The sequence below is a fragment of the Mycobacterium sp. HUMS_12744610 genome (genome assembly GCF_041206865.1).
In the GTDB taxonomy this organism is placed as follows: Bacteria; Actinomycetota; Actinomycetes; order Mycobacteriales; family Mycobacteriaceae; genus Mycobacterium; species Mycobacterium servetii.
This window is the reverse complement of sequence record NZ_JBGEDP010000001.1, coordinates 5,950,276-5,975,991: the sequence shown is the minus strand read 5'-3', so window position 1 is coordinate 5,975,991 and position 25,716 is coordinate 5,950,276. Positions and strand designations below refer to the sequence as shown.

Genomic DNA, 25,716 nt, shown 5'->3' with positions numbered 1-25,716 from the left:
TTCCCGGCGAAGCATTGAGCCCGCAATATGATTGCACGCTCAATTTTCCGCGGCAATGGTCGTCGAAGGCGTCAACCGCGACCGAACCGCTCGCGCAGTTGCGGGTCGTTCTCCCACCACAACCCGGACGGGGCGGCGGCCTGCCCGCCGGCGTCTTCGGTCGCGTCCAGCTCGGCGTCGACCCGGACCGCGTGGGCCTTCTCGTCGCGTGCCAGCGCGCGCATCAGCAACAGCACGAACGGCAACCCGACCACGTCGCCGAGTATCCACAGGATGCCGGCGCCGATCGTCTGATCCAGCCGCTGGTCGGGGCCCCAGGAGCGGTGCAGCCCCGCGTAATACGACGCACCGATCAGCGGCCCCTGCCAGATGACCAACCCCAACACGCCGTCGCCCAGCGCTTCGCCGACGGTGATCAGCAGCGAGATCAGCTGCGAGTACCTGCGGGGCACCGGGTCGGCTTGCAGCCGGGCGTAGAAGTAGCCGAAGCCCAGCGCCACCAACAGGATCCGGGTCGGAGCGCCAATCCACTCGGTCACCAGGGCCGAGGTGTACCAGGGCGTCAGGTAGAGCAGCCACGGCGTGCCCAGCATCGCCAGCGACGTGGTCGCCGGGTGCGCGAGCACCCGGGCGATCGGCGAGGCCAGCAACCGATCGGCGCGCGCCCGCCCGGCCTGCCCCAGCGCGCCGCGCACCACGGTGACCGGTCTGCCCAGGGCGAGGAACAACGGCGCGACGTAGAGCAGCAGCAGAACCTGCAGGGCACGCACCCAGAACAGAGCATAGGAATAGGCGCCGATCGCGCTCGTCGTGGCCAGCACCCACAGCGCGATCCCCGCGCCGAAACACACCGCCTGCGCGGGGCCGGCCGGGCGTTCGGCGGCGTCGCCGCCGCGCCGGTAGCACCACGCGTATACGGTCCCCAGCACGGCGATCAGCACCGCGGACACCAGGTCCAGATGCCAGGTGTGCACCGTGGCGCCCCACGTCAATGGTCCCGGATCGACGTGCATGGCCAACAGCGTATTGCGCGGGGAGACGTTAGGTCAGGGTTGCCGTCAGGTAGCCGGACGCGTCGCCGAACGAGGCCAGGTCGTCGTTCGGCAGATCGAAGCCGTTCTCGGCGTAGGCCTGCTCGGTCGTTCGGATGTCGACCCGCCAGCCGTGGCCGGCGAGGTACTCGGCGGCGGTGTTGCGGTCGCCGGTGTAGAACAACTCGGCCAGGTTGATGTTGGAACCCAGCCGCCGCGACCGCTCGGTGAGCTTTTGCGCCCAGTCCGACGGGATGTTGCGCAGGTCCAGGTGTTCGGTGGCGATCCGGCTGCCCGGTGCCGACAGCGCGGCGATGTTGTCGAACAGGCGGTCCTGCGCCTCGGGCGGCAGGTACACCAGCAGGCCTTCGGCGCTCCACGCCGTCGGTCGCCCGGCGTCGAAGCCGGCCGCTTGCAGCGCGGCCGGCCAGTCGCCGCGCAGGTCGATCGCGACGGTGCGCCGCTGCGCGGCGGGTTCGGCGCCCAACCCGGCCAGCGTCCGCGTCTTGAATTCGATGACCTGGGGCTGGTCGATCTCGTAGACGACCGTGTCGGCCGGCCACGGCAGCCGGTAGGCCCTGGTGTCGAGCCCGGACGCCAGGATCACCGCCTGTTTGATGCCGGAGCCCGTGGCCTGGATGAAGAAGTCGTCGAAGAACCGGGTGCGCACGGTGATCTGCTCGTTCATGGCCTGGCGGTTCAGCAGGGGATCGTCGGAGCGCTGGATCTCGCCGTCGATGAGCTTGATGAACGTGTCGATGCCCACCGCCCGGACCAGCGGGTCAGCCCACGGGTCGTTCAGCAACGCGTTTGGGCCCTGGGACGCCGTCGCGCGCGATGCGGCGACCGCCGTGGCGGTGGCGCCGACGCTGGACGCCAGATCCCAGGTGTCGTTTTCCGTGCGGCTCATCTGCCGTACCCCTCTCTGCGGCCACGCGAATTAATTAGTTGAGTTAAGTATACCGAGAGCGGGGAGCGCGGCGCGGCGGCGCTACATCAGGTCGGCGGCGACGCGTTCCAGCGCGGCGAGATGGTCGTCGACGGTCGCCAGGCCGGCGTTCATGGTGTTGACCGAGACATGGGTGGCCCCGGCCGCCTTCCAGGCCTCGAGGTCGCGGGCGACCTTGTCGGGGTCGCCGGTCCAGCTGACCCGGCCCTCCATCCCCAGGCCGTCGACGTCGCGACCGGCGGCCGCCGCGGCGGCGTTCACGCGATCGCGTGCGTGGTCGAGTTTGGGGCCGGGCTCCACCATCGGAAACCAGCCGTCGCCGAGGCGTCCGGCACGTTCGTACGCGCGGTCGGAGGCGGCGCCGAACCACACCGGGATGGGCCGTTGGGTGGGCAGCGGGGCCAGACCCGCCGCGGTCATGGTGTGGTACTTCCCGGAGAACGTGACCGAGCGCTCGGTCCACAGCCTGCGCATGAGCTCGACCTGCTCCTCCGAGCGCCTGCCGCGGTTGGTGAAGCTCTCGCCGAGGGCCTCGTATTCGACGGCGTTCCAGCCCAGGCCGACACCGAGCCGAAAGCGCCCCCCGGTCAGCAGGTCGACTTCGGCGGCCTGCTTGGCCACCAGCACCGTCTGGCGCTGCGGCAGGATGATGATGCCGGTCACGAGCTCCAGGGAGGTCACCGCGGCCAGGTATCCGAACATGACGAACGGCTCGTGAAACGTCGAGTCGATGTCGTAGGGGCCCTGCCAGTCCCGGTGCACCCGCGGGTCGGCGCCCACCACGTGGTCGTAGGCGAGAATGTGGGTGAAGCCGAGTTCTTCGACGCGCCGGCCGTAGGCGCGGACGGCCGCCCGATCGCCGCCGAGTTCCGTCTGGGGGAATACCACTCCGATACGCACCCGAGGTTCAACCATGCCGCACCGCCATTGCTTCCCCCTACCCGCTTTCGGGGCGGGGCAATCGGCAGTCGGCTAGCCCAGATGCGCGGACAGCAGCCACGCCCGCATTGACTTGCGGCCGTTGGCCTCGTCGCGGATGTCGGCGCCGGCGAAAGAGTCATGGCCCTGCACGAAGCTCTCGGGCACGTTGGCGTGGATGCGCGCCGGCCGGATGTCGTCGACCACCCAGTGGGGCGAAACCGCCTCGCGCAGTTCGGCTTCGGTGACCGGGTTGACCGGACCGTCGGCCGGCATGCCCTCGCGGTCGAAGGTCAGCACGAAGTAGGACGCGCCGGGCGCCGCCGCCCGCACGATCGAGCGCTGGTAGCCCTCGCGCAGCTCGACGGGCATCGAGTGGAACAGCGTGGAGTCCACGATGGTGCCGAACCGGCCGTCATAGCCAGCGAAGGAGCTGATGTCGGCGACCTCGAACGTGGCGTTGCTCAGCCCGCGCCGGGCGGCTTCCTCGCGGGCCATGGCGATGGCGGTGGGGGACTGGTCCAGGCCCACCGTGGTGAACCCGCGCTCGGCCAGGTACAGCGACACCGCGGCCTCGCCGCAGCCGGCGTCGAGCACGTGGCCGTGGAACTTCCCGGCGTCGATGAGTGCCGCGATCTCGGGCTGCGGCTCGCCGATGCTCCACGGCGGCCGGTTGCCCGCGCCCATTTCGGGAGTTTCGCCCCGGTAGGCGGATTCGAACATTTCTCGGGTGGGCTGTGACATGCCACCAGTTATATCAACCAGCCTGACTTATGACAACCAAGTTGATATAGGCGGATCGACCCGTCCCGCGTTGCCGGACGCGCGGGTTGCTCAGCGGTTGCCGTGAATCGCCGATGCGGCGAAGTCGGCCGCCTGGTCGGTCATTCCGTTGAACCGGTAGGAGCTGTGGGCGGCACGGTTGAATCCCGTGGCCGAGCACACCGGATCGTCGGTGGCGCACAATTCGAGGGTCTTGCCGGCGTAGAGATGCCCGATGGACATGGGCGGGGCGCTGCGGTCGACGATGTCGAGGAAGCGGTTGGACGGCTTGGCGAACAGCGTCACCGCCGACACATGCCGCGCGGTGCTCGCCGGCAACGGGCCGCTGATCCCAGGCGGTAGCGGGTATCCGGGCGGGATGCTGTCGGCGGTGAGATAGGCCGCGATCGCGGCGCCCTGCGAGTAGCCGCCCACCACGATCTTGGTGTTGGGGCAACCGGCGGCCGTGTCGATGACTTTGTGGCTGGCGTCGGCGACGCCGTCGGCGGCCCTGTTGAAATCGAGCGATGCCGGGTAGTCGACCGGGTAGACGTCGATGGAGGTGTTGGGCAGTCGGGCGCTCAGCGCATCGGTGAACGCCTGACCGGTCGCGCCGGGACCGGGTGGTTCTCCGGTGCCGCGGGCGAAGATGACCTGGACATCGGGACACGGGTCGCCGTCCGCGGCGGCGCTGGCCGCGGCAGTCACCACCATGCCCGCCGCGGCCGTCACCACCGCGAACACCCACGCGGCCAGGGTCTTGATCGTGCCGGTGAGTCGGGGCGTGGTGTCGCGTGGCGGGGTTGCGGTGTTCACTCGGGTCTCTTTCCGTGTCTGCGGGCGATCAGAGGCCAGCCGGGCGCTGCGTTCCCGGCGTCGTCGCCGATAAGGGGGGATTGCCGAAGAATAATGCTCACAAACGGTGTGTGCGCGGTGACGTCGGCAACTGCGGCGACTGCGGCCCCCGCCGGGTGGCGGGGCGACGGTGCCGGCTTCACGCCTCTCGGCAAGTGGTCGCTCGCAGCGACGGTCATGGTGTGGTACCCGGGGGATAGCCCGGCACCGTCGCGCTGGACAACGACGCGCCGCGCGCGGTTATTCCGCCGGGGGTCGGCGCCGGTCGCTGACTTGCGGGCGAGCGGGTCGCCGAATTCGCCCGCCGGCACTGTCTTCCGGGGGGGTTGGGGTCAGACGGTCAGGTAGCCGCCGTCGACGGCGATGCTGGTGCCGGTGATGTAGGAGGCGGCCCCGGTGCACAGGAAGAGCACCGCCCCGGCGCAATCCTGGGGGGTGCCGGGCCTGCCCAGCGGGGTGTGGAAGCCGATCTCGGCGTCCACGATCTCGGGGATGCTCATCATCGGTTGGGTCATGCGGGTGCCGATGATGCCGGGTGCGACGGCGTTGACCCGGATGCCCTCGCCGGCCCAGCGGCGGGCCAGGTTGATGGTGAGCGCGAGCAGGCCCATCTTCGAGGAGGCGTAGCCCGGCACCAGGGTCGCCGAGCGGAACGCCGACATGGACGCGATGTTGACCACGCTCGCGCCGCCGGGGGCGTCGCTGGCTTTGAGCCGCTCGTGGCATCTCATGGTCAGCCGCATCGGCCCGAACATGTTCTGGGTGACCGAGGCGACGTAGCCGTCGGGGTCGTACTCGTCACCGGCCGGGTAGGGGCCGCCGGCGTTGTTCACTAGGACGTCGAGGTCGCCAAGCGAATCAGCAAGGACGTCAATGGTTTCCGGGTCCCGCATCTGGCACTGCCGATAGGTGAACGCGCTCAGGTCGTCGTCGTAGTCGGCCGCCGACGACCGGGTACCGGTGATGGTCACCGCTGCGCCGGCGTCGGCGAAGGCGGTGGCGATGCCGTTGCCGATCCCGGAGGTGCCGCCGGTGACCAGGACGTGGGACCCGCTGAAGTCGAAGGTGGCCGTGTTCAACGGGTGCTCCTCGGTTCGTCGACGGATTTGGTGAGCCACGCTACGAGGCCGCCGAACCGGCATCGCCGCCGACCGCGCCATCGGCGACGCGGACCCACCCGCAGCGCACCTGCCGGGCGCCTCGCAGCGCGGGCATGTGGCCGCACCGGCGCATAACGCACCGGCCTGCAGCTGTTCCACTCGATCCTGGACTCGCTGCTGATCTTCGGGGCGCTCGACACCAAGCAGGCGCCGTTCGGCTACCTGGACTGGCTCCGCTGGTTCAGCTACACCGTGGTCGCCAACGTCGCGGGCGGGCTGGGCTTCGTGACGCTGCTGCGCCTGCTGCGCAACAAGGAGCGGCTGCAGGAAGAACGCGCCGAGGCGACCAACGGCGCGTGACGGCGGCGGGGCGTCAGCGCAGCTGGGGAATGACCTCACCCGCCAGCAGTTCCAGGTGCTCCAGGTCGGACAGGTCGAGCAGCTGCGTGTAGACGCGGCGCACGCCGATGTCCCGCCACGGCGCCAGCTTCTCGACGATCTCGCCGGGCGTGCCGACCAGCGGGCTGTTGGAGCGCAGCTCGTCGACGTCGCGGCCGATCGCCGCGGCGCGCCGCGCGATCTCGGCGTCGTCGCGTCCGGCGCAGACCACGAACGCGCACGAGTAGACGATCGAGTCGGCCGGCCGGCCCGCCGCGACGACCGCCTCGGCCACCCGCCCGAACTGCGTCGCGACGGCGTCCAGCGGCTGGAACGGCACGTTGAACTCGGCCGCGTACTGCGCGGCCAGCCGGGGGGTGCGGTTGGCGCCGAGGCCGCCGATCACGATCGGCGGGTGTGGACGCTGGACCGGCTTGGGCAGCGCCGGTGAGCCGGCGATCGTGTAGTACTTGCCGGTGTGGTCGAACGTCGTGCCCGGTTCGGCCGTCCACAAACCGGTGACGATCGCCAGCTGTTCGGCGAGCCGGTCGAAGCGCTCCCGCAGCGGCGGGAAGGGGATGCCGTAGGCCCGGTGCTCCTTCTCGAACCAGCCGCTGCCCAGGCCCAGTTCGACGCGCCCGCCGCTCATCTCGTCGACCTGGGCCACCGCGATGGCCAGCGGGCCCGGGTAGCGGAACGTCGCGGAGCTCACCAGGGTGCCCAGCCGGATGCTCGAGGTCTCGCGCGCGAGGGCGCCGAGCGTCACCCAGGAATCTGTCGGCCCGGGCAGGCCGTCGCCGCTCATCGCCACATAGTGGTCGGAGCGGAAGAAGGCAGCGAAGCCGAGTTGTTCGGCGGCGCGGGCGACGGCGAGCTGGTCGGAGTAGCGTGCGCCCTGCTGCGGCTCGACGAAAACGCGGAACTCCATGGCATCCTTCTGTGTCTCGTGGGGGTGCGACCGATCTTGAACCTGTACCCAACTGTGTCCAAACCGAGACTTGGAACGTTAGCGCCCGGGCCGCAACTGGGTATGTCCACCGGCATGGATCGACGTTCACCGATGGCCGCCCCCGGGCGGCTGGTCTGCGCCGGCGCCGCGGACGCCACGACCGCGGCGCAGCTGCGCCGCGCCCTGCGGCGCTGGCTCCAGGAGGTGGCGCGGCCCTCCGCCGAGGTCCGCGAGGGCATCATCCTCAGCGTCAACGAGGCGCTGGCCAACTGCGTCGAACATGCCTACTGCGCCCAGGACACGGTCGGCACCATGCGGCTCGAGGCCAGCCACGACCCGTCCGCGCACTGCATCAGCGTGCGCGTCAGTGACCGCGGAACCTGGCACCGGCCCCGGACGAGGAAACCCGCCGACCCCGGCGCGTCGCGCGGAATCATGCTGATGCACACCCTCGCCGACCACTGCACCATCAGCGCCCGGCCCGGCGGCACCACGGTGTGCCTGGACTACGCCACCGGGTCCACCGGCGGGGTGGCGTCCGGGGGAGTGTCCGGGTCGGCCATGTTGGTGCCCTGAGTCGCCGTCTCGGTATCGGGTCGTCTCACGCGCCGGCGGCGCGTTCCAGGTCTTTCAGCGACGTCTCCAGGTGGCCCAACAGCCGCTGTAGGTGCGGGACGCTGCGGCGGCAGCCGACCAGCCCGAAGTCGAGGTTGTCGGCGTTGTTGGTCACGGTGATGTTCATCGCCTGCCCGTCGAGCGCGATCGACAGCGGATAGTTGCCGTCCAGTCGCGCGCCCCGCCAGTACAGCGGCGCGGAGCGCCCGGCCGAGACGTTGGAGATGACGATGTTGAACGGCGGTGCGGCGTTGGCGAGGTATCCGGGAATCAGCCCGAAGACGAGGCCCCCGACGTTGCACGCCGACAGGGCCAACTGCTGCACCCGGGGCAGCCGGCCGAACACGTCCTTGGTGTCGCGGATCGACGCGCTGATGACCTCGAGTCGCTTGGCGGGATCGTCGAGGTCGGTGGCCAGGTTGCACAGGAACGTGCCAACCATGTTGCCGCCGCGGTCGTCGTCCTCTTTGCGCAGGTTGACCGGCACCATCGCGGTCAGCGGGCCGTCCGGCAGGGCGCCCTGCTCCAGCAGATAGGCGCGCAGCGCCCCGGCCGACATGGCCAGCACGACGTCGTTGACCGTCACGCCGGCCGCGGACTTGACCGCCTTGATGCGGTCCAGCGACCAGGACTGCGCGGCGACCCGGCGCGCGCCGCCGATGCGCACGTTGAACATCGTGCGCGGCGCCCGAAACGGCAGGGTCAGTTGCTGTTCGAGCAGCGCGGCCCGCGCGAGCCGCAGCGTGGACGGCGCCAGCGCGAACGCCGAACCCGCCGTGCGGCCGGCCTGCCCGAGCAGCGACGGCCGCCGCCGGAGCGCCTTGCGTTGGCGCGGGCCCAGGCTCCACGGCGCCCGGATCTCGTCGTCGTCGGGATCGGTGGTGAACGCGCGCTGCATCAACCGCAGCGCCGACACCCCGTCCATGAGGGAGTGATGGAACTTCGTGTACACCGCGTAGCGCCCGTCGCGCAGGCCCTCGATGAGGTGCGCCTCCCACAGGGGGCGGTGCCGGTCGAGCAGGCTGCCGTGCAGCCGGGAAGCCAACTCGAGCAGGTCGCGGACGCGGCCCGGCTCGGGCAGGGCGGAGCGGCGCAGGTGGTAGTCGAGTTCGACATCCTTGTCCGAGGACCAGGCGAAGTTGGTGACGCCGCCGAAGAACGCCGGATGCTTGCGGAAAGTCGGCTGGATCTGCGTGCGTTCGAGCAGGGCCTGATAGGACTCGCGCACGAAGTGGGGTCCGGCGTCCTCAGGGGGCTTGAACAGTTGCAACGACCCCACGTGCATCGGGTGTTCGCGCGACTCGCCGAGCAGGAACATGGCGTCCATGGGCGATATCGGTTTCATCGTTGTCGACCCCATTCCCTCGGGCTGAGCCGTCCACCGCAGAACCGCTCTACTCACCTTTAGCCAATGCGGGCGCCGGCTACACGCGAATGCCGCAACGGACTTTCCGGGCCGCCCTAGGGGCTGTCGCGGGCCGCGAACGCGTCGACGATCTCGGCGACCCGGGGATCGGCGCGCAGCTGCTCGAGGGTTTGCGGCAGCGGCAACCGCCAGTTCGGGTACGCGTCGACCGTGCCGGGCAGGTTTGGCTGGCGGGGTTCGGCGAGCACGTCGTAGGGCGAGACGAACTTGAGCCGGCACGGGGTCGCCGCCAGCAGCCTGTGCATCGCGGCGATGATCGCCGGCTCGTCGGGCTCGCCGGCATCCGGCAGCAGGCCCTCGGAGCGCAGCAACGCCAGCCACTCGGCCCGCTCCCGGTCGGCCGCGGCCCGTTCGGCCGGCACGTCGTCGAGCAGCCCCAGATCGGCGCGCGCCCGCACGTGCTCGCCCCGCAGGAATCCCGCCGCGGTGGGCAGGTCGTGGGTGGATAGGCTGGCGGCCGCTCGCGACGGCCACCGCTGCGGCGGCAGCAGCGGCTCGCCGGGCGCGGTGTCGTCGCGGGTGAACCACGACACCGCGCACCCGAGCATCCCGTTGCCGGCCAGCGCGTCGGTGACCTCAGGTTCGACGGTGCCCAAATCCTCGCCGACGACGGTGGCGCCGGCCCGGTGCGCCTCCAGCGCCAGCACCGCGAGCATCACGTCGGCGTCGTAGTGCACGTAGGTGCCGCGGTCCGGGCCGTCGCCCGGCGGGATCCACCACAGCCGCCACAAACCGGCGACGTGGTCGATCCGCAGACCGTCGGCGTGGGACAGGACTGCGCGCAGCATGTCGCGCAGCGCCGCATAGCCCGTGCGCGCCAGGCGATCCGGCCGCCACGGCGGCAGCCCCCAGTCCTGGCCGCGCGGGGTGAAGTTGTCCGGCGGCGCCCCCACGCTCGCCCCGGTGGCGAGCACGTCGGCCAGCGCCCACGCGTCGGCGCCGTCGGCGTCGACTCCCACCGCGAGGTCGTGCAGCACGCCCAGGGCCATGCCCGCGCCCTGTGCCGCGTCGCGCACCGCGACCAGCTGCTCGGCGCAGCGTTGCTGGACCCACGCGTGAAACGCCACCCTCGGCGCCAGCTCCCGGCGCGCGGCGGCCACTGCGGGCCCCGCGACGTCGCGCAGCGGCTGCGGCCACCGGGACCACCGGCCGCCGTGCCGCTCGGCCAGCGCGCAGTAGGTGGCGAAGTCGGCCAGCGCGGCCGCGCCGACCGGCGTCGCGTCGAACGGGTCGGGGCGGCCCTCGGCGCGCCAGAGCAACTCCGCGCCGACCGCTTGGCGGCCCACACCAGGTCGTAGTCGATCCGCTCGGTCGTGGGCGAGACCCGCAGCGCGTCCACCTCGGCGCGCGTGACCGGATCGGCTCGCCGGTAGGCGTCGAGGTCCTCGACGCGCAGGGCGAGCGGGTTGGCGAACCGCCGGCTCGACGGCGTGTAGGGCGAAGGCTGCACGGGGTGCGTCGGCCCGGGCGCATGCAGCGGGTTGAGCAGCACCGCGCCGGCCCCGTGCTCGGCGGCGGTCCACTCGACGAACTCCCGCAGGTCGCCCAGGTCGCCGACGCCCCATGAGCGGGCCGAGCGCAGCGCATACAGCTGCAGCATCCAGCCCCAGGCGGCCGGGGCCGTGGGCACCTGTGGCGGGGCGGCCACCAGGGTGGACTCCCGGCCGTCGCCCGTGTGCAGCCGGTACCAGCCGGGCAACAGCCCCGCCGGTATCTCGTCGCGCACCTCGAACCGGTAGCCGTCCTCGCGCACCAGCGCGGCGGCCCCGGGCATCGGACGGGGGCGGCCGTCCACCCGCACGGCTACGGTCGGCGGCAACGCCCCCGCCCGGTCGCGCTCGACCAGGCGGGCCAACTCGCGGCGCCGGCCGGCGTCGGTGCCGGCGTCGACCTCGAGCAGCCCGAGGACCCGGACCACCACGTCGGCGTCGACCTCGACCGGTTCGCGGCGCTCGTTGCGGTAGGAGGTCGCCACCCCGTGCGCCGCGGCCAGCCGGCGCAGCTCGTCGGAGACCGGTCGGGGATTTGCCATCACCGCGTCCGCACCGGCACGGCGACGGCGGCGGCCGGCGCCATGCTGTTCGGGGACACGACGTGGGAGCTGGCACGATCCTGAGCGGTCGACACCCGAGTGGTATACCCGCGTGGGAATTTTCCACACGATCGACGCTGCCACGCCGGCCCTCGCCGGATGTGGCCCACCGGCCCCGAGGGCGCGGTCTCCGGCGCCGCATGCCACGGGGCGATCCGTTTGCTGGAGATCACCCCGTCAGCGGGTCACGATGGCGGTCGCCGGGTTGGCAGGAGCGCAGCCCCGGACGCTCGCCGCCGGGCCGGCCCCGACCGTCGCATGGCCTCGCCGACCGGCCCGTCGGTGACCGGCCCACCGCGGGCGCATGCCGAAGGCTTTCTGCCGCAGCGGATTCGGCGGGTCCTTCGGCTCACCGCACGCGGGTCGGTCTGTCGTCGAGGTCGCCGAACCTGACGCTGACGCGCTGAAAACCCTTGAGCCGTTCGGCCCGGACCTTCTTGGCGTAGATCCTGCGGTCGGCGGGGGTCAGGTCCGCGTCGCCGGTGAACGGGCTCAGCAACGCCCGGGGGTGTAGTCGCTCCACCAGGACGACGTTGATCTCGGCGCACAGCACCAGCGTCACCGACACCAGAAAAAGGAAGCCCAGCAACCCGAGCACCAACGCGAAGACGCTGTTGATGGCGCTGGCCTTCTTCACGGTGTGACCGACGAATCCGGCTCCGAACGACTGCAGCAGCTGCCAGACGAACGCGGCCGCCAGCGCCCCGGGCAGCACCTGGCGGTAGGTGAGGTCGCGCGCGGTCGTGACCCGGTAGGCGACCAGGCAGATGAAGGCGTTGATCACCACCGCCGCCACGGTGGCGACGATCTGGCCGAAGACACCCAGGGTTCCGGTCACCTGGCCGACCGCGGACAGCAGGGTCGCCGTGATGGCCGCCGAGCCGAGCACCAGCAGCAACAGCAGGCTGCGCAGCCGCGATCGGATCGGGTTGGGGCGCCGGTCCCGGGGGACGGCCCAGATCGAGTCCATCGCGTTCTGTACCGCCTGGCCGACGCCCAGGCCGCCGTACAGGGCTCCCAGCAGGCCGATGATCACGGCGGCCGCGCCGCCGCTGAGCCCCTCGGGTTGGTGCAGCTGGCTGCCGATGACCGGGAACTGGCTCAGCGTGCTGTGCACGATCTGCTCCTGTAGGCCGGGCCGGCCCGCCAGCACCACGCCGAGGCCTGTGGTCAACAGCAGCAGGAGCGGAAACAGCGACACGAACCCGTAGTAGGCGATCAGCGCGGCCAGATAACCGCCCTGGTCGTCGGCGTACTTGTAGATGACGGCGATCATCAGCCCGACGGCCCGGTTCCGTCGCTGGAGCCTGTCAAGCCACCCGACCATCGCCCTTCCCCGCACGTAGATGGGTCGGGCGCGGCATACCCGGATCGGTCAACCCCCAACCGCGCGGGTGCGCGGCCTCACTCGCCGCGGGAGCGGGCGTGCGCGAACTCCCGGCCGTCGGCGCGGTCCTCGTCATCCGCGCTGTCCGGGCCCTCGAAGGCGCGGCCGCGTTCCTCGGCCCCGGGGCTGCCGGTGAACAGACCGGAATCCGCGCGCGGCTGCCCGGCGCCGACGTGGGGCCGCACGGTGTCGGCGGTGCGGGCCGTCGCGTGCTCGAGCCGGTGGCGCAACAACGCCCCCGGCTGGGTGCGCTGCAGCCAGGTGACCATGCCCTCGCGGACGTGACAGCGCAGGTCGAACAGCGCACCCGCGTCGGCGGCGCTGACCAGGATGCGCACCCGCACCGAGCCGTCCACCGCATCGATGACCTGCAGCACGCCGGCGCGGCCGTCCCACAGCTCGTCGGCGCGCAGGAGGCGGTCCAGTTCGGCGCGCATGGCCTCCAGCGGCACCGTGAAGTCGACGTCGAGCTGGACCGTGCCCAATAGCGCGGTGGCGTTGCGGGTCCAGTTCTGGAACGGCGTCTTGATGAAGTAGGTGCACGGCAGCACCAGGCGCCGTTCGTCCCAGATGTGCACGACCACGTAGGTCAGCGTGATCTCCTCGATGCGGCCCCATTCGCCTTCCACCACCACGACGTCGCCGACGCGAATGGCATCGGAGAACGAGATCTGGATTCCCGCGAACGCGGCACCGAGCGAGGTCTGCGCGGCCAGGCCGGCGACCACCGAGAACACGCCGGCCGAGGCGAACAGCGTCTTGCCGATGTTGGTGAAGGCCGGGAACGTCATCAGCACCGACGCCAGACCGAACACCACGACCAGTGCGACGACCAGCCGGCGCAGCACCGTGATCTGGGTCCGGACCTTGCGCCGGTGCCGGTCGGCGTCGGTCATCGCCTTGTCCCCACCGGCGAAACTGGCGATCGCGCGCCGCTCGACGACCAGGATCAGGCTGGCGACCAGCCAGGTGTTGGTCGCCATCAGCGCGATGACCAGCGCGTGGTCGATTCCTTCGCGCCACACCGAAGACGGATCCGAGGTGTGGTGCACCGCGGTCTTGGCGGCGATCACCATCAGTGTCGCGCGCAGCGGGCGCCGCGTCAGTTCCTCGATGTCGTCGACGACGGCGCTGCGGCCGTGGATGCGCTGCAGCAGCCACGACAGCGCCATGCCGAGGCCGTAGGCGACCGCCACGGCGCCGACCACCCAGGCGACGTTGATGGCGACGTGGGTTACCGGTTCGAGCTGGATCGCTTGGGGCATGAAGAAGTCTGCTCCTGGATCGGGGGTGGGCATGGTCCGCAGATAGACGTTCCCGTTGTGCGCGAACAAGAAAACGTCGGGCGGAGGTGTTTCGCGATCGAGACCGGGGTCACACCGGTCGCGGCCTCTGGCCTGGTCGAACGGGCCAGATAGACTAGCACGGCAGCGCCGGCCGGCTTCGAGCGCGCGCGGCCGTACCCGACACGAAACCAGAGGTTGTGACTTGCCCGACGAACGCAGCGAATCCGACAGCCTGGAACCGCATTTCGAGGACGTACAAGCCCATTACGACCTCTCCGACGAGTTCTACCGGCTGTTCCTGGACCCGACGCAGACCTACAGCTGTGCCTATTTCGAGCGCGACGACATGACGCTGGAGGAGGCGCAGCTCGCCAAGGTCGACCTCTCACTGGGCAAGCTGGGGCTGCAGCCGGGGATGACCCTCCTCGACGTCGGTTGCGGGTGGGGCACCACGATGGTCCGCGCGCTCGAGCGCCACGACGTCAACGTGATCGGCCTGACGCTGAGCCGGAACCAGCAGGCCCATGTGCAGCAACGCCTCGACCAGCATCCGTCCGCACGCGACAAGCGGGTGCTCCTGCAAGGCTGGGAGCAGTTCGGCGACAAGGTGGACCGGATCGTGTCGATCGGGGCCTTCGAGCACTTCGGGCGCGACCGCTACACCGACTTCTTCAAGATGGCCTACGAGGCGCTTCCCGCTGACGGCGTGATGCTGCTGCACACCATCATCAAGCCCAGCGACGAGGAGTTCGCCGAGCGCGGCCTGCCCATCACCATGACCAAGATCCGGTTCATGAAATTCATCATGGACGAGATCTTTCCGGGCGGAGACCTGCCCAATGCCAAGGCCGTCGTGGACCACGCGCAGGCCGCCGGTTTCGCCGTCACGCGGATCCAGCAGCTGCGCCTGCACTACGCGCGCACCCTGGACACCTGGGCGGTCGCGCTCGAGTCGCACCGCGACGAGGCCGTCGCGATCCAGTCCCAGGAGGTCTACGACCGGTACATGAAGTACCTGACCGGTTGCGCCGACCTGTTCCGCGAGGGCTACACCGACGTCGCGCAGTTCACACTCGCCAAGGGCTGACCGACGGGGACGGCTACCGTCTGGTGCGCTCACGGTGGTTGCAGCCGGGCCAGCAGCAGGGCCGGCGCTTGTCCTCCTCCAGCTCCTCGCCGGTGCGGCGGATGCGGCGCTGCCGGGTCTTCTCCTGCTTGGCGTCCTCGACCCAGCAGATGAACTCGTTGCGCGCCAGCGGGGTGATGTCCTGCCACGCCGCGAGTGCCGTCGGGTTGGCCACGAGCGAGTCGCGCAGGTCCGCGGGGAGTTCGTGGACCACCCCGCCGAGCACCCGCTGGTCGCTCACCGGCTCAGGGTATCGCGGGCGGCGCGGATGACGGCGCGGCGGATCGCCTCGTAACCGGTGCAGCGGCACAGGTTGGAGGTGAGCAGCTCCCGCAGCCGCTCGGGATCCTCGGCGACGCCCGGATCGGCTTCCAGCGCGCCCGCGGCCAGCATCAGGAAGCCCGGCGTGCAGAAGCCGCACTGCAAAGCGTGTTCGGCCGTGAACGCCGCCTGCAGCGGGTGCTCGGAACCGTCCGCCGCGGCCAGCCCCTCCACGGTGCGGACCTGCCGGCCGTCGCACTGCACGGCGAACATCAGGCACGAGCGCACCGCGTCGCCGTCCACCAGCACCGTGCACGCTCCGCAGACGCCGTGCTCGCAGCCGAGGTGGGTTCCGGTCAACCCGCACTCCTCGCGCAGCGCGTCGGCCAGCGTGCGGCGCGGCGGCACCTCGATGTCGTAACCGGCCCCGTTGACCCGCAACGCTATTCGCATCCCGTCAGTCTCCGTCCCGGGCCTGGGTGAGCGCGCGCCGGGTGAGCACGGCCACCGCGTGGCGCTGGTAGGCGATGTCGGCGTGGGGCTGCGGGCGCGGGTCGGCGTCGTGCGCGGCGGCGGCCGCCGCCGCGCCGGCGATGGCGTCGTCGTCGAACGGCCGGCCGATCAGCGCCGCCTCGGCCGACGCCGCCCGCACCGGGCGATCGGCGGCGTTGACCAACCCCACCGAGGCGGACACGACACGGCCGTCGCCGACGGTGACCGCGGCCAGCACCGCGAGCTCGGCGAAGCCGGCGTGGGTCCGCCGGTGTTCGACGAAACCCACGCCGGTGCCGGGCGGCAGCAACGGCAGGCGCACCTCGGCGAGCAGTTCGTCGGGGCGTCGGGCGGTGCGGAACGGGCCGGTGAAGAACTCGCCGGCCCGCACGAGGCGACTGCCGCCGGGGCCGCGCAACTCGATCTCGGCGTCCAGCGCGGCGGCGACCGCGGGCCACTCGGCGGCCGGGTGGGCGTAGGCGAGGCTCCCCGCCATCGTGCCACGGGCGCGGATGGGCGGATGGGCGATGTGGTGGGCGACCCGCTGCAGCAGCGCGCCCAGCGGACCGGCTAACGGGGCGGACTCGAAGGCGCGGTGGCGCGCCAGCGGGCCGACCCGCAGGACCGACCCGTCCACGGCGATGGCGCCGAAGCCGGCTACGCCGTTGATGTCGACGAGCCGGCGCGGCCGCGCGCGGCGGAAGTTCATCTCCAGCACCAGGCTCTGCCCGCCCGCCAGCACGTGGGTGTTGCCGTCGGCGAGGGTGGCCACGGCGTCGTCGGGGCTCTGCGCGGCGACGTAGTCGAACGGCGCGGGCTTCATTGCGCGGCGCTCCAGCAGGTGTACGGGGTCAGGGGCATCTGCAGCGCCGACGGGTCGTCGAGGCCGAGCGCGTCGACGACGGCGTTGACGATCGCCGGGGGCACCCCGATGCAGCCGGACTCGCCGGCGCCCTTGGCGCCCAGCGGCGTGTTCGGGTTCGGGGTGCACGTTTCGGCGAAGGCCAGCGGCGGCAGCTCGGACACCGTGGGGATGAGGTAGTCGAGCAGGCTGCGGGCGGCGGGGGTGCCGTCGCGTTCGTAGCGGACGTCCTCGTAGAGCGCCTGGCCGAGGCCCTGCATGGTCGAGCCGTAGGCCTGCCCGTCGACGATCAGCGGGTTGACCACGACGCCGTAGTCGTCCACGGCGACGATCCGCAACACCGTGACGTCGCCCAGCTCCGGGTCCACCTCCACCACTGCGGCGTAGGCGCCGAAGGGGAAGGCCTCCGGCGCCGAGGTGGTCACTTCCGCCCGCAGCTGCGCGGCACCGGCCAGCTCGCCCAGCGGCATCCGCCGGTCCCCGGCGACCAACTCGCCGCCGTCGTAGCCGACGTCGTCGACTGGCACCGCCCACTTCTCGGCCGCCCGCCGCCGGGCGAGGTCGATGAGCTCACCGGCCGCCCGGTACAGCGCGGCGCCCCCGATCTGCATCGACCGGCTGGCGAACGAGCCGGTGCCCCGCGGGATCACGGCGGTGTCGCGCTCGACCAGCCGCACCCGGTCGACGTCGACGTCCAGCACGTCGGCGACAACCTGCGGGAACGACGTCGCGTGGCCCTGGCCGGTGGAACAGCAACCCGACAACGCCACGAAGGTGCCGTCGGGGCACGCCTCGACGGCACCGAATTCCTCGCCGATGCCCGAGCGTTCGACATAGGCGCACAGCCCGATGCCGAGGGGTGGCGCGGCGGTGTCGCGGCGGCGGGCCTGCTCGGCGCGCCACCGGTCGTAGCCCAGTTCCCGCAGGGCCACGTCCAGGGCGGCCGCGTAGTCGCCGCTGTCGTAGGTGAACCCGGTCGGGGTGGTATAGGGAAAGTCCTGCGGCGCAATGAAATTGCGCCGCCGCAGCTCCGCCGGGTCAATGCCCAGCCGCCGGGCCAGCAATTCGACGGTGCGCTCGATCGCCGCCGCGGCCTCCGGTCGCCCGGCGCCCCGGTAGGGGCTGGTCGGGGCGGTGTTGGTGACGACCGAGCGGGTCTTCACGTGCACCTGGGGGATCGAGTAGGCGCCGGTGGCGATCATCGCCGAGATCACCGGCACGAACGCGCCGGTGTGCGGATAGGCGCCCACGTCGGCGTCGATGTGCAGCTCGTAGGCCAGGATGCGGCCGTCGGCGTCGGCGGCCATGCGGGCCCACTGGTTCTGGCCGCGTCCGTGCGGGGGGCCGGCCAGGGCCTCGGCGCGATCCTCCGTCCACCGCACCGGCCGGCCCAGCTGGAGCGCCGCCGCCGCCACCGCGAGGTATTCGGGCCAGGTCTGGCTCTTCCCGCCGAAGGCGCCGCCCACGTCGGGCACGATGACGCGGACCTGTTCGGTCCGCAGCCCGAACGCGCCGGCCAGGTCGCCGCGCAGCCGGTGCGGCGCCTGGTGCGACGCCCAGACGGTCAGTCCGCCGTCGGGGCGGGGACTGACCAGGATCGCCCTGGCCTCCAGATAGGTGTGGGCGAGCAATTGCTGGCGGTAGCGGGCCTCGACCACCACGGCCGCGGCGCGCCACACCGGGTCGCCGATCGGCTCGCCGAAATCCCGCTGCAGCGCCACGTTGTCGGAGCCGGGGAACAGCCGCACGGCGCTCGCGGCGGCCTCGGTCGGGTCGAGGACGACCGGCAGCGGCGCGATGTCGATCCGTGCGGCGTCGCGGGCGTCCTCGGCCAGGTAGCGGTCGGCGGCGACGACGATCGCCAGCGGCTCCCCGACGTAGCGCACGCGCCCGGTGGCCAGGGCCGGCCAGGGGCGCCCGCGCACGGACTCCCGATCCAGCATCGGCGGGGTGTCGGGCAGGGCCGGCAGGTCGGCGTGCGACCAGGCGCCGGCCACCTCCGGCAGCCGCCGGGCCGGCGCCAGGTCCACCGCGCGCAGCTCACCGTGGGCGACGTCGCTGCGCACGAACGCGGCCTCCAGGCAGCCGGGCACGCGCAGGTCCCCGACGTAGGCGCCGGCCCCGCGCACCAGGGGCGGATCCTCGCGGCGCTGCAGGCGGGCGCCGATCAGCCGGGCCATCGGCCGTCGGCTCACAGCCCGAGCAGGCGCTCGGCGTTGCGGTGGGCGATCTTCTCCTTGTCGGCGGGGCTGATCGGCATCTGGTCGAGAAACCGCCGGCACGCGGTCATGTTGCCGTAGGGATAGTCGGCGGTGAACACGATGCGGTCGATGCCGATGGCGTCGACCATGGCCCGATAGGCGGTGAAGGACAGGCTCCACGTCGGGTCCATCGCGCCGGGATCCTGGCTGTAGAAGTCGCCGGCGAGGATGCCGCCGTAGAAGTTCTCCCGAAGGTAGTCCTTGACGGTGCGCTCGAGGCCGGTCGCTTCGCGCGGGAACGAGTAGTCGGCGCGCCAGCCCATCCAGGTCAGCGCCTCGAAATGGTGTCCGACGATGACCTGCAGCGTCGGGAACCGGTCGAACACCCCGCCCAGGATCAGGCGCAGGCAGTGGATCCCGGTGTCGATGTGCCAGCCGACGCCGGCGGCCGCCAACCGCGCCGATATCTTCGGGTCGAAGCCGCCGTAGCACGCGTCGATCACCGGCTGCGGCGGGATGGTTGGATGCAAATAGATTGGCACGCCCAGACTTTCGGCGGCCTCGAAGACCGGCCAGAAGAAGCGGTCGTCGAGATAGCGGCCGTTGACGTGACCGTTGACCAACGCCCCGACGAAGCCGCCCTCGCGGACAGTGCGTTCGAGTTCGGCCGCGGCCGCTTCCGGGGCGAGCATCGGCAGCGTGGCGAAGCCACGGAACCGGTCGGGGTACTCGCCGACCGCGGCGGCCACGGCGTCATTGGCCTGCCTGGCCAGCTCGACCGCCACCGGCGGCTCGAGGGTCTCGGGTCCCGGGACGCTGTGCGAGAGGATCTGCATGTCGATGCCCGCGGCGTCCATGGCCGCGATCCGCCCCGCACCCAGGTCGTAGATGCCCGGTGGCCACTCGCCCTGGGTGCCGGTGCCCCCGTAACCGGCTGCCCCGAGCAGGTCGGTCGCCGACGTGCTGCCCCGCCTGCGATGTTCCTCCGACACGGCCGCAAGCTTGTAGTGCTCCTCGAAACCGATGACCTTCACGCCACCTCCTGGCTGTCGCGTTCACCCGCACTAGTCAACGCGAACGGGGACCTGTCATTCCGGAGGCGCCGCGGCCGATGGGTCTCAGTCGCCGAAGCCGCCGCCGGTGGTGGCGCCGGCCACCGAGACCGGTGCCTGGGGGTCGGGGGTGCCGTTGATGCGGCTGGCGGCGAAGGCGGCGCCCTTGTCGATCATGCTGACGTCGTCGATGTAGGTGTTGTGGGCGGCGAAGTTGAGCCCGTCGGAGCACACCGGGTCGTCCTGGACGCAGACCTTGATGGTCTTGGCCTGATACAGCGGGCCGATGGCCAGCGGCGGCTCGCCGAGGAAGTTCATGGCGCGCTCGTTGGGGGTGCCGAACAGCACGACCGAGGAGACGTGGTTGGCGATCTCGGGGCTCAGGGGTTTGGGCACGCTGGTGGGGTCGATGCCGTCGGGTACGGCGGGGGAGGTGACGAAGCCCATGATGGCCGCGCCCTGGGAGTAGCCGCTGAGCACCATCTTGGTGTTGGGGCATTGTTGGCATGGAGAGGACGTGTGCCCCAGCGTCTTTGACGCCCTCGACCCCGGTGTCCCATTGGTCGCTGGCGGGGTAGTTGACCGAGTAGACGTCGAAGGACTTGCCGGCCACGCGGGGGCGCAGGTTGTCGATGAAGGCCTGCACGGTCGGGCCGGGGCCGGGGTCTTCCCCGGTGCCGCGGGCGGCGACCACCTGGACGTCGGGGCAGCCGGCGGCGGCGGCGAACGGGACGGCGGCAGAGGTGAGGGCGGAGGCGCTGAGTCCGGAGGCGGCGACGACGGCCGGACCGAGAAAACGAGCGATGTGGCGTGCGATCATGACGGGATAATCCCCCCCACCCGCGGATGCCAAACCTGCGAGATCATGCGCGGCTCGTGACCGTCGTCGCACACCGGCACGCCCGGCGGCGACCGCGACGGAATCGGGCGTACGCTGTCGTTAGCTAAACAAACGAAATGCCGGTTGCCGTGTGTGGTGCTGCGCGCGCAGACCCGCGCGGTACCGGCGAAGAGGGGAGGTCGTGGTGGCCCGCACTGCCGGTGACACCTGGGACATCGTCACGAGCGTCGGCTTCACGGCGCTGGCCGTGTGTGCGGCGCGGGCGCTCGATGCCGCGCTGGACCCGCCGCTGGCGGACGACGCCTTCGCGGCCGGCTTCGTCGCCGCCGCCGGCGAGCCCAATCTCGCTGCGGCAGTGGCCGACACGGACCTGTCGAGCACGGCGGGAGTCAACGCCCAGTGGGTGGGTGTGCGCACCCGATTCTTCGACGACTTCTTCGCCGGCGCCGGGCGGGGCGGAACGCGCCAGGCGGTGATCCTGGCGGCGGGTCTGGACAGTCGCGCCTACCGGTTGTCGTGGCCGGCGGGGTGCACGGTCTTCGAGGTCGACCAGCCCCGGGTGCTCGAGTTCAAGCAGCAGGTGCTGGACGGGCGCGGCGCCGTCCCGGCGGCACCGCGCGTCCCCGTCGCCGTCGACCTGCGGGAGGACTGGGCGGGTGCGCTCACCGCGGCCGGCTTCGACCCCGGCCAACCGACGGCGTGGGCGTTGGAGGGCCTGCTGCCCTACCTGCCCGGGCCCGCCCAGGACGCGCTGTTCGAAAAGTTGCACGAACTGTCGGCCGCGGGCAGTCACGTCGCGGCCGAACTGGGCCCACGGCCCGGGGAGCTGGCCGAGTTCGCCGCGAGCATGCCGCCCAGCGACGACGGCACCCAGCCGCCGGTCGCCGACCTCTGGTACGACGATCCGCGCCGGGACACCAAAAGCTGGCTCGCCGAACGGGATTGGGAGGTCACCGGCGTCGACCTGGTGGACAAGGCCGCCAACGAGTACGGACGGCCGTTCCAGGGTCTGCCACCGGTCTTCGAGCGCCTCCTCGGCAGCAAGTTCTTCACCGCCACCCGCATCCGTTGAGCAACCACCGGCCGCGTTCGCTCGATAGGGTGCGCTATGGCCACCGTCGTCGCGTTCCACGCGCATCCCGACGATGAGGTGCTGCTGACCGGCGGAACGCTCGCCCGCGCGGCGGCCGAGGGCCACCGGGTTGTCGTCGTCGTCGCCACGGACGGATCCGTGGGCGGGCCCGGCGACCGGCCGGCCGTGGATCGCATGGTGGAGTTGCGTGCGAGCGCGGGGGTGCTCGGTGTGCATCGGGTGGCGCACCTCGGCTATGCCGACAGCGGTTACGGGCCGGTCCTGTTCCCCGATCCGCCCGGCCGCATCCGGTTCGCGCGGGCCGACGCCGACGAGGCCGCGCGGCGGCTGGCCGACGTCCTGCGGGAAGAGCACGCGGACCTGCTCATCAGCTACGAGGCCAACGGCGGGTACGGCCACCGCGACCACGTCAAGGTGCACGAGGTCGGTGAGCGTGCCGCCCGGTTGGCGGCCACGCCGCGGATCGTGTACGCGACGATGCCGCGTGAACTGCTCATGCGCGGGCTCCGGATCGCCCAGCGCCTGCGCCTGCCCTACTTCTACGACGCAGCAATCGTTCCCTCCGCGTACAGCCCGCGGTCCTCGATCACCCACCGGATCGACGTGCGACCGTTCGTGGCGCAGAAGAAGCGGGCGATCGCGCAGCACCGGTCCCAGCTGCCCGGGCCGGCGCGACCGCTGTTGGCGCTGCTGCCGTCGGCGGCGTACGGGTTGGTCGCGGGGCGCGAATGGTTCGTCGATCCCGCGGTGCGGGACACGACCGCGGTGCGCGACGACATCTTCGCCACCTGAGGGCCCGTCCCCGCCCGGCGCTCACTCGCCCTTCAGGCTGCCGATGCCGAGCGAATAGTCACTGCGCCGTGGCCGCGCGTTCGCGACGTCTTCGACGTAGCCTTCGGGGTCGCGGTCGACGACCGGCACCCCCTCGGTGGTGGGATGCTCGGCCACGAACTCGCTGTACTGCCGGCCGAGTGCCTCGCGAAGGCCGATCGGGGCATGGCGCCGGAAATCGGAGAGCCCTTCTCGCTCCTCTTCGCCCATGTGCTCGTCGTTGGCCTGGCGCGCGCGGCCGACCGCGTCCCACCACTCCGCGGAGCCGGCCTCCGCCGAGTCGGCGGCGCGCACCGCGTCGCGGATGTCGTTGTGATCGCCGATGGCGTCGAGCGTCTCGCCCTCGGGGTCGTCGGCGCCGCGCCGCAGGAGCTGCGGGTAGAAGATCTTCTCCTCGATGTAGGCGTGCACGTCGAGTTGGTCGGCGAGCGGCCGCCAGACCCGCTCGAGCGCGGCACCGTCGACCTCCGGCTGCGCCTGCAGCAGGTCCAGCTCGGCGAACTGCTCGCGAAACCGTTGATGGTCGGCGAGGATCAACATGGTGATGTCGGCCATTCCCACCCCCGGTATTGCGGTTCACTCAGGCTTTCCGCCATCGTGTCCCATGCCGGCGCGGGCCGTCAACCCGGCCGGTACCGGCGCGAACCAATCGCCTCCCGGTCCCGCAGGCGCAATGCGGCACGCGAAGCGAAAGACGACTGGCCGGACCGGACGGCTATCTGTCCCCGGCGGACGCGGTCCTCGTCCTCGACCTGGGCTGGCTGACGGTGGGCACCGCCGACGTCGCCGACCACGTCATTCGCACGTGGGCGATCAAACTGCTGACCAGCCCGCCCCGGGCTGGTGATCCGGTACGCCAACGGTGCTGCGGCACAAGGCATCACCGACATCGCCGAACTGCATCGCCGCCCGGTCCCCGGCGAGACGTCGCCGATCGCGGCCTGGGATGCAGCCTCCCGCGCGGCCCGCGACGTGAGTGCGCCGATGTCGGCAAGCGCCGAAAGGTACGCCGTCCGGGCCGCTTACCAGTCGACGTCGCTCGTCGACACCGAGGACACGGACACCCTGGACGCCGTCGCCGGCAATGCACTGCGCGCCGGCTGGCCGGGTTGAACGTCGTCGACAGCGGGCCGGCGCCGGCCGTCGTCCCGGGAAAGGTGACCGCGGCATGAGCCAGCCGCCCGTGGCGTGCGCCGGCTGAGTGTGACCGGGCCTCGAGCTCACACCTGCGCCGGCTCCGGGGTTTTGGCGTGGGCCTTGCCGCGGCCGACGTAGGACTCGGCGCGCATCCGCTGCACCATGTGCGGATGATGCAGTTCGAACGCGGGCCGCTCGGAACGGATCCGGGGCAGCTCGGTGAAGTTGTGCCGCGGCGGCGGGCAACTCGTGGCCCACTCCAGCGAGTTGCCGTAGCCCCACGGGTCGTCGACCGTCACCGGTTCGCCGTAGCGCGAGCTCCTGAACACGTTCCACACGAACGGCAGCATCGACACCCCCAGTATGAAGGCTCCGGTCGTCGACACGAAGTTGAGCGTCTGCCAGCCGTCGGTGGGCAGGTAGTCGGCGTAGCGGCGGGGCATCCCCGAATTGCCGAGCCAGTGCTGCACAAGGAAGGTGGTGTGGAAGCCGATCAGGGTCAGCCAGAAGTGCAGCTTGCCCAGCCGTTCGTCGAGCAGTCGCCCCGTCATCTTGGGGAACCAGAAATAGATGCCGGCGTAGGTGGCGAACACGATGGTGCCGAACAGCGTGTAGTGGAAGTGCGCGACCACGAAATAGGTGTCACTGACATGGAAGTCCAGCGGCGGGCTGGCCAGCATCACGCCGGTCAGGCCGCCGAGCAGGAACGTGGCCAGGAAGCCGACCGAGAACAGCATCGGCGTCTCGAACGTCAACTGCCCCCGCCACATCGTACCGATCCAGTTGAAGAACTTGATCCCGGTCGGCACCGCGATCAGGAAGGTCATGAACGAGAAGAACGGCAGCAGCACCGCCCCGGTGGCGAACATGTGGTGGGCCCACACCGCCACCGACAGCGCGGCGATCGACAGCGTCGCGTAAACCAGTGTCGTGTAGCCGAATATCGGCTTCCGGGAGAACACCGGGATGATCTCGGACGCGATGCCGAAGAACGGCAGCGCGATGACGTACACCTCCGGATGCCCGAAGAACCAGAACAGATGCTGGTAGAGGATCACCCCGCCGTTGGCGGGGTCGTAGACGTGCGCGCCGAGGTGGCGGTCGGCGGCCAGCCCGAACAGCGCGGCCGTCAGCAGCGGAAAGACCACCAGCACAAGGATGCTGGTGATCAGGATGTTCCAGGTGAAGATCGGCAACCGGAACATGGTCATCCCCGGCGCGCGCATGCACACCACGGTGGTGATCATGTTGACCGCGCCCAGGATGGTGCCCAGGCCGCCGACGCCGATGCCCAGGATCCACAGGTCCGCTCCCGCGCCGGCACTGTGCGCCGCCTGGGACAGCGGGGTGTAGGCCGTCCAGCCGAAATCGGCCGCACCGCCGGGAACGATGAACCCGCCCAGCGCGATCAGCGCGCCGAACAAGAACAGCCAGAACGACAATGCGTTCAGCCGCGGGAACGCGACGTCGGGCGCACCGATCTGCAGGGGCAACACCAGGTTGGCGAACCCGAACACGATCGGGGTCGCATAGAACAGCAGCATCGCGGTGCCGTGCATGGTGAACAGCTGGTTGTACTGCTCGTTGGACAGGAACTGCAGCCCGGGCGCCGCCAGCTCGAGGCGCATCAGCAACGCCATCAGGCCGCCGATGAAGAAGAACACGAAGCAGGCGACCATGTACATGATGCCGATCATCTTGTGGTCGGTGGTGCTGATGATCTTGTAGATGAGGCTGCCCTTGGGGCCGAGCCGAGGTGGGAAGGGCCGACGGGCTTCGAGTCCGGCGACGGGCGGTGCTTCCGCGGTCATCGAGTTACCTCCACAGGATTCAGCAACGGTCGCAGCATTCGATAAGGCGCCTAAGTATTCCGAGCCGTGAACGCTCGTCCCTAGGGCCAAACGTCCCTAAGTCAGCCCGTTTTGGGTGCTCCGCGCGCGCGGGAAGGAAAGGCTCACCATGCTCGCAAGCCGGGCTGCGCGCCGGGTAGGGCTATCGTGTGACGGTGCGGCGTGGACCGGGGCGACGGGCCGGCGGGTTGCTCGTCGTGCTGCTAATCACCGCGCTCGCCT

General features: G+C 71.1%; 22 protein-coding genes and 3 pseudogenes. 6 read left to right on the top strand and 19 right to left on the bottom strand.

From position 1 onward, the window contains the following. Window positions 1-71: 71 nt before the first annotated feature. The 6 genes from AB8998_RS29025 to AB8998_RS29000 all read right to left on the bottom strand — a co-directional run bounded on the left by AB8998_RS29025 (window position 72) and on the right by AB8998_RS29000 (window position 5,594). Window positions 72-1,013, bottom strand: coding sequence for a cytochrome c oxidase assembly protein (locus AB8998_RS29025; protein WP_369741321.1), 942 nt, complete (start codon window positions 1,011-1,013; stop codon window positions 72-74). 28 nt (window positions 1,014-1,041) lie between these two features. After that, window positions 1,042-1,941 (bottom strand): class I SAM-dependent methyltransferase, encoded by a 900-nt coding sequence (locus AB8998_RS29020; RefSeq protein WP_369741320.1) that lies wholly within the window; start codon window positions 1,939-1,941, stop codon window positions 1,042-1,044. 81 nt (window positions 1,942-2,022) lie between these two features. Continuing rightward, window positions 2,023-2,880 carry an LLM class F420-dependent oxidoreductase gene (locus AB8998_RS29015; protein ID WP_369741319.1) on the bottom strand — a complete coding sequence of 286 codons (858 nt, stop codon included), beginning with the start codon at window positions 2,878-2,880 and terminating at the stop codon, window positions 2,023-2,025. A 72-nt stretch (window positions 2,881-2,952) separates the two neighbouring features. Then, on the bottom strand, window positions 2,953-3,642 hold the full coding sequence (locus AB8998_RS29010; protein WP_369741318.1) for a class I SAM-dependent methyltransferase: 690 nt from the start codon (window positions 3,640-3,642) through the stop codon (window positions 2,953-2,955). A 90-nt stretch (window positions 3,643-3,732) separates the two neighbouring features. Then, window positions 3,733-4,374: a cutinase family protein gene (locus AB8998_RS29005; protein WP_369741818.1), complete on the bottom strand. Its 642-nt coding sequence runs from the start codon at window positions 4,372-4,374 to the stop codon at window positions 3,733-3,735. 473 nt (window positions 4,375-4,847) lie between these two features. Beyond that, window positions 4,848-5,594 carry an SDR family NAD(P)-dependent oxidoreductase gene (locus AB8998_RS29000; RefSeq protein WP_369741317.1) on the bottom strand — a complete coding sequence of 249 codons (747 nt, stop codon included), beginning with the start codon at window positions 5,592-5,594 and terminating at the stop codon, window positions 4,848-4,850. A 162-nt stretch (window positions 5,595-5,756) separates the two neighbouring features. Between AB8998_RS29000 and AB8998_RS28995 the strand changes: the two are divergent. Then, window positions 5,757-5,975: pseudogene (locus tag AB8998_RS28995) on the top strand (formate/nitrite transporter family protein); the annotation flags it as partial. Between the two features lie 13 nt (window positions 5,976-5,988). On the opposite strand, the gene AB8998_RS28990 reads toward AB8998_RS28995, so the two are convergent. After that, entirely contained in the window at window positions 5,989-6,921 is a 933-nt protein-coding gene (locus AB8998_RS28990) for an LLM class F420-dependent oxidoreductase (RefSeq protein WP_369741316.1), read from the bottom strand. Between the two features lie 132 nt (window positions 6,922-7,053). Between AB8998_RS28990 and AB8998_RS28985 the strand changes: the two genes are divergently transcribed. Next, window positions 7,054-7,518, top strand: coding sequence for an ATP-binding protein (locus AB8998_RS28985; protein WP_369741315.1), 465 nt, complete (start codon window positions 7,054-7,056; stop codon window positions 7,516-7,518). Between the two features lie 25 nt (window positions 7,519-7,543). Here AB8998_RS28985 and AB8998_RS28980 read toward each other — a convergent pair whose 3' ends face one another. The 4 genes and pseudogenes from AB8998_RS28980 to AB8998_RS28965 form a co-directional block, all read right to left on the bottom strand. Continuing rightward, window positions 7,544-8,902, bottom strand: coding sequence for a WS/DGAT/MGAT family O-acyltransferase (locus AB8998_RS28980; protein ID WP_369741314.1), 1,359 nt, complete (start codon window positions 8,900-8,902; stop codon window positions 7,544-7,546). Between the two features lie 116 nt (window positions 8,903-9,018). Beyond that, window positions 9,019-11,015, bottom strand: a pseudogene (gene malQ, locus AB8998_RS28975) (4-alpha-glucanotransferase). Window positions 11,016-11,424: 409 nt separating this feature from the next. Continuing rightward, on the bottom strand, window positions 11,425-12,402 hold the full coding sequence (locus AB8998_RS28970) for a YihY/virulence factor BrkB family protein (protein ID WP_369741313.1): 978 nt from the start codon (window positions 12,400-12,402) through the stop codon (window positions 11,425-11,427). A gap of 77 nt (window positions 12,403-12,479) precedes the next feature. After that, window positions 12,480-13,727 carry a mechanosensitive ion channel family protein gene (locus tag AB8998_RS28965; protein WP_369741312.1) on the bottom strand — a complete coding sequence of 416 codons (1,248 nt, stop codon included), beginning with the start codon at window positions 13,725-13,727 and terminating at the stop codon, window positions 12,480-12,482. Window positions 13,728-13,950: 223 nt separating this feature from the next. Between AB8998_RS28965 and AB8998_RS28960 the strand changes: the two genes are divergently transcribed. Next, complete coding sequence (locus AB8998_RS28960) at window positions 13,951-14,835, top strand: cyclopropane mycolic acid synthase family methyltransferase (protein WP_369741311.1); 885 nt, start codon at window positions 13,951-13,953, stop codon at window positions 14,833-14,835. Between the two features lie 13 nt (window positions 14,836-14,848). Here AB8998_RS28960 and AB8998_RS28955 read toward each other — a convergent pair whose 3' ends face one another. The 6 genes and pseudogenes from AB8998_RS28955 to AB8998_RS28930 form a co-directional block, all read right to left on the bottom strand. Beyond that, window positions 14,849-15,115, bottom strand: coding sequence for a YdeI/OmpD-associated family protein (locus AB8998_RS28955; protein WP_369741310.1), 267 nt, complete (start codon window positions 15,113-15,115; stop codon window positions 14,849-14,851). Next, window positions 15,112-15,588: a (2Fe-2S)-binding protein gene (locus tag AB8998_RS28950; RefSeq protein WP_369741309.1), complete on the bottom strand. Its 477-nt coding sequence runs from the start codon at window positions 15,586-15,588 to the stop codon at window positions 15,112-15,114. The genes AB8998_RS28955 and AB8998_RS28950 overlap by 4 nt, the downstream gene beginning before the upstream one ends. Window positions 15,589-15,592: 4 nt before the next feature. Further along, the gene (locus AB8998_RS28945; protein ID WP_369741308.1) at window positions 15,593-16,450 is read right to left on the bottom strand and encodes an FAD binding domain-containing protein; all 858 of its coding nucleotides are present in this window, start codon (window positions 16,448-16,450) and stop codon (window positions 15,593-15,595) included. Beyond that, window positions 16,447-18,684 carry a xanthine dehydrogenase family protein molybdopterin-binding subunit gene (locus tag AB8998_RS28940; RefSeq protein ID WP_369741307.1) on the bottom strand — a complete coding sequence of 746 codons (2,238 nt, stop codon included), beginning with the start codon at window positions 18,682-18,684 and terminating at the stop codon, window positions 16,447-16,449. The genes AB8998_RS28945 and AB8998_RS28940 overlap by 4 nt, the downstream gene beginning before the upstream one ends. Next, window positions 18,681-19,724, bottom strand: a complete 1,044-nt coding sequence (locus tag AB8998_RS28935) for an amidohydrolase family protein (protein ID WP_369741306.1) — start codon at window positions 19,722-19,724, stop codon at window positions 18,681-18,683. The genes AB8998_RS28940 and AB8998_RS28935 overlap by 4 nt, the downstream gene beginning before the upstream one ends. A gap of 84 nt (window positions 19,725-19,808) precedes the next feature. After that, window positions 19,809-20,562, bottom strand: a pseudogene (locus tag AB8998_RS28930) (cutinase family protein). Window positions 20,563-20,767: 205 nt separating this feature from the next. Between AB8998_RS28930 and AB8998_RS28925 the strand changes: the two are divergent. Both AB8998_RS28925 and AB8998_RS28920 read left to right on the top strand, forming a co-directional pair. Then, window positions 20,768-21,655: an SAM-dependent methyltransferase gene (locus AB8998_RS28925; protein WP_369741305.1), complete on the top strand. Its 888-nt coding sequence runs from the start codon at window positions 20,768-20,770 to the stop codon at window positions 21,653-21,655. Window positions 21,656-21,691: 36 nt separating this feature from the next. Continuing rightward, on the top strand, window positions 21,692-22,468 hold the full coding sequence (locus AB8998_RS28920) for a PIG-L deacetylase family protein (protein WP_369741304.1): 777 nt from the start codon (window positions 21,692-21,694) through the stop codon (window positions 22,466-22,468). A 21-nt stretch (window positions 22,469-22,489) separates the two neighbouring features. On the opposite strand, the gene AB8998_RS28915 is transcribed toward AB8998_RS28920, so the two are convergent. After that, the gene (locus AB8998_RS28915; protein ID WP_369741303.1) at window positions 22,490-23,062 is read right to left on the bottom strand and encodes a hemerythrin domain-containing protein; all 573 of its coding nucleotides are present in this window, start codon (window positions 23,060-23,062) and stop codon (window positions 22,490-22,492) included. A 288-nt stretch (window positions 23,063-23,350) separates the two neighbouring features. Between AB8998_RS28915 and AB8998_RS28910 the strand changes: the two genes are divergently transcribed. After that, on the top strand, window positions 23,351-23,620 hold the full coding sequence (locus AB8998_RS28910; protein ID WP_369741302.1) for a hypothetical protein: 270 nt from the start codon (window positions 23,351-23,353) through the stop codon (window positions 23,618-23,620). 107 nt (window positions 23,621-23,727) lie between these two features. Here the strand turns inward: AB8998_RS28910 and ctaD are convergent, their stop codons facing one another. Next, a complete protein-coding gene (ctaD, locus tag AB8998_RS28905) occupies window positions 23,728-25,455 on the bottom strand; it encodes an aa3-type cytochrome oxidase subunit I (protein ID WP_369741301.1) in 1,728 nt (575 codons plus the stop codon). Window positions 25,456-25,716 lie beyond the last annotated feature (261 nt).

What these genes read in the sequence shown, in the direction of transcription:
- AB8998_RS29025 (WP_369741321.1), bottom strand. Translation starts at nt 1,013, where the DNA reads ATGCACGTCGATCCGGGACCATTGACGTGGGGCGCCACGGTGCACACC.
- AB8998_RS29020 (WP_369741320.1), bottom strand. Translation starts at nt 1,941, where the DNA reads ATGAGCCGCACGGAAAACGACACCTGGGATCTGGCGTCCAGCGTCGGC.
- AB8998_RS29010 (WP_369741318.1), bottom strand. Translation starts at nt 3,642, where the DNA reads ATGTCACAGCCCACCCGAGAAATGTTCGAATCCGCCTACCGGGGCGAA.
- AB8998_RS29005 (WP_369741818.1), bottom strand. Translation starts at nt 4,374, where the DNA reads ATGGTGGTGACTGCCGCGGCCAGCGCCGCCGCGGACGGCGACCCGTGT.
- AB8998_RS28990 (WP_369741316.1), bottom strand. Translation starts at nt 6,921, where the DNA reads ATGGAGTTCCGCGTTTTCGTCGAGCCGCAGCAGGGCGCACGCTACTCC.
- AB8998_RS28985 (WP_369741315.1), top strand. Translation starts at nt 7,054, where the DNA reads ATGGCCGCCCCCGGGCGGCTGGTCTGCGCCGGCGCCGCGGACGCCACG.
- AB8998_RS28980 (WP_369741314.1), bottom strand. Translation starts at nt 8,902, where the DNA reads ATGAAACCGATATCGCCCATGGACGCCATGTTCCTGCTCGGCGAGTCG.
- AB8998_RS28970 (WP_369741313.1), bottom strand. Translation starts at nt 12,402, where the DNA reads ATGGTCGGGTGGCTTGACAGGCTCCAGCGACGGAACCGGGCCGTCGGG.
- AB8998_RS28965 (WP_369741312.1), bottom strand. Translation starts at nt 13,727, where the DNA reads ATGCCCCAAGCGATCCAGCTCGAACCGGTAACCCACGTCGCCATCAAC.
- AB8998_RS28950 (WP_369741309.1), bottom strand. Translation starts at nt 15,588, where the DNA reads ATGCGAATAGCGTTGCGGGTCAACGGGGCCGGTTACGACATCGAGGTG.
- AB8998_RS28945 (WP_369741308.1), bottom strand. Translation starts at nt 16,450, where the DNA reads ATGAAGCCCGCGCCGTTCGACTACGTCGCCGCGCAGAGCCCCGACGAC.
- AB8998_RS28920 (WP_369741304.1), top strand. Translation starts at nt 21,692, where the DNA reads ATGGCCACCGTCGTCGCGTTCCACGCGCATCCCGACGATGAGGTGCTG.
- AB8998_RS28915 (WP_369741303.1), bottom strand. Translation starts at nt 23,062, where the DNA reads ATGGCCGACATCACCATGTTGATCCTCGCCGACCATCAACGGTTTCGC.
- ctaD (WP_369741301.1), bottom strand. Translation starts at nt 25,455, where the DNA reads ATGACCGCGGAAGCACCGCCCGTCGCCGGACTCGAAGCCCGTCGGCCC.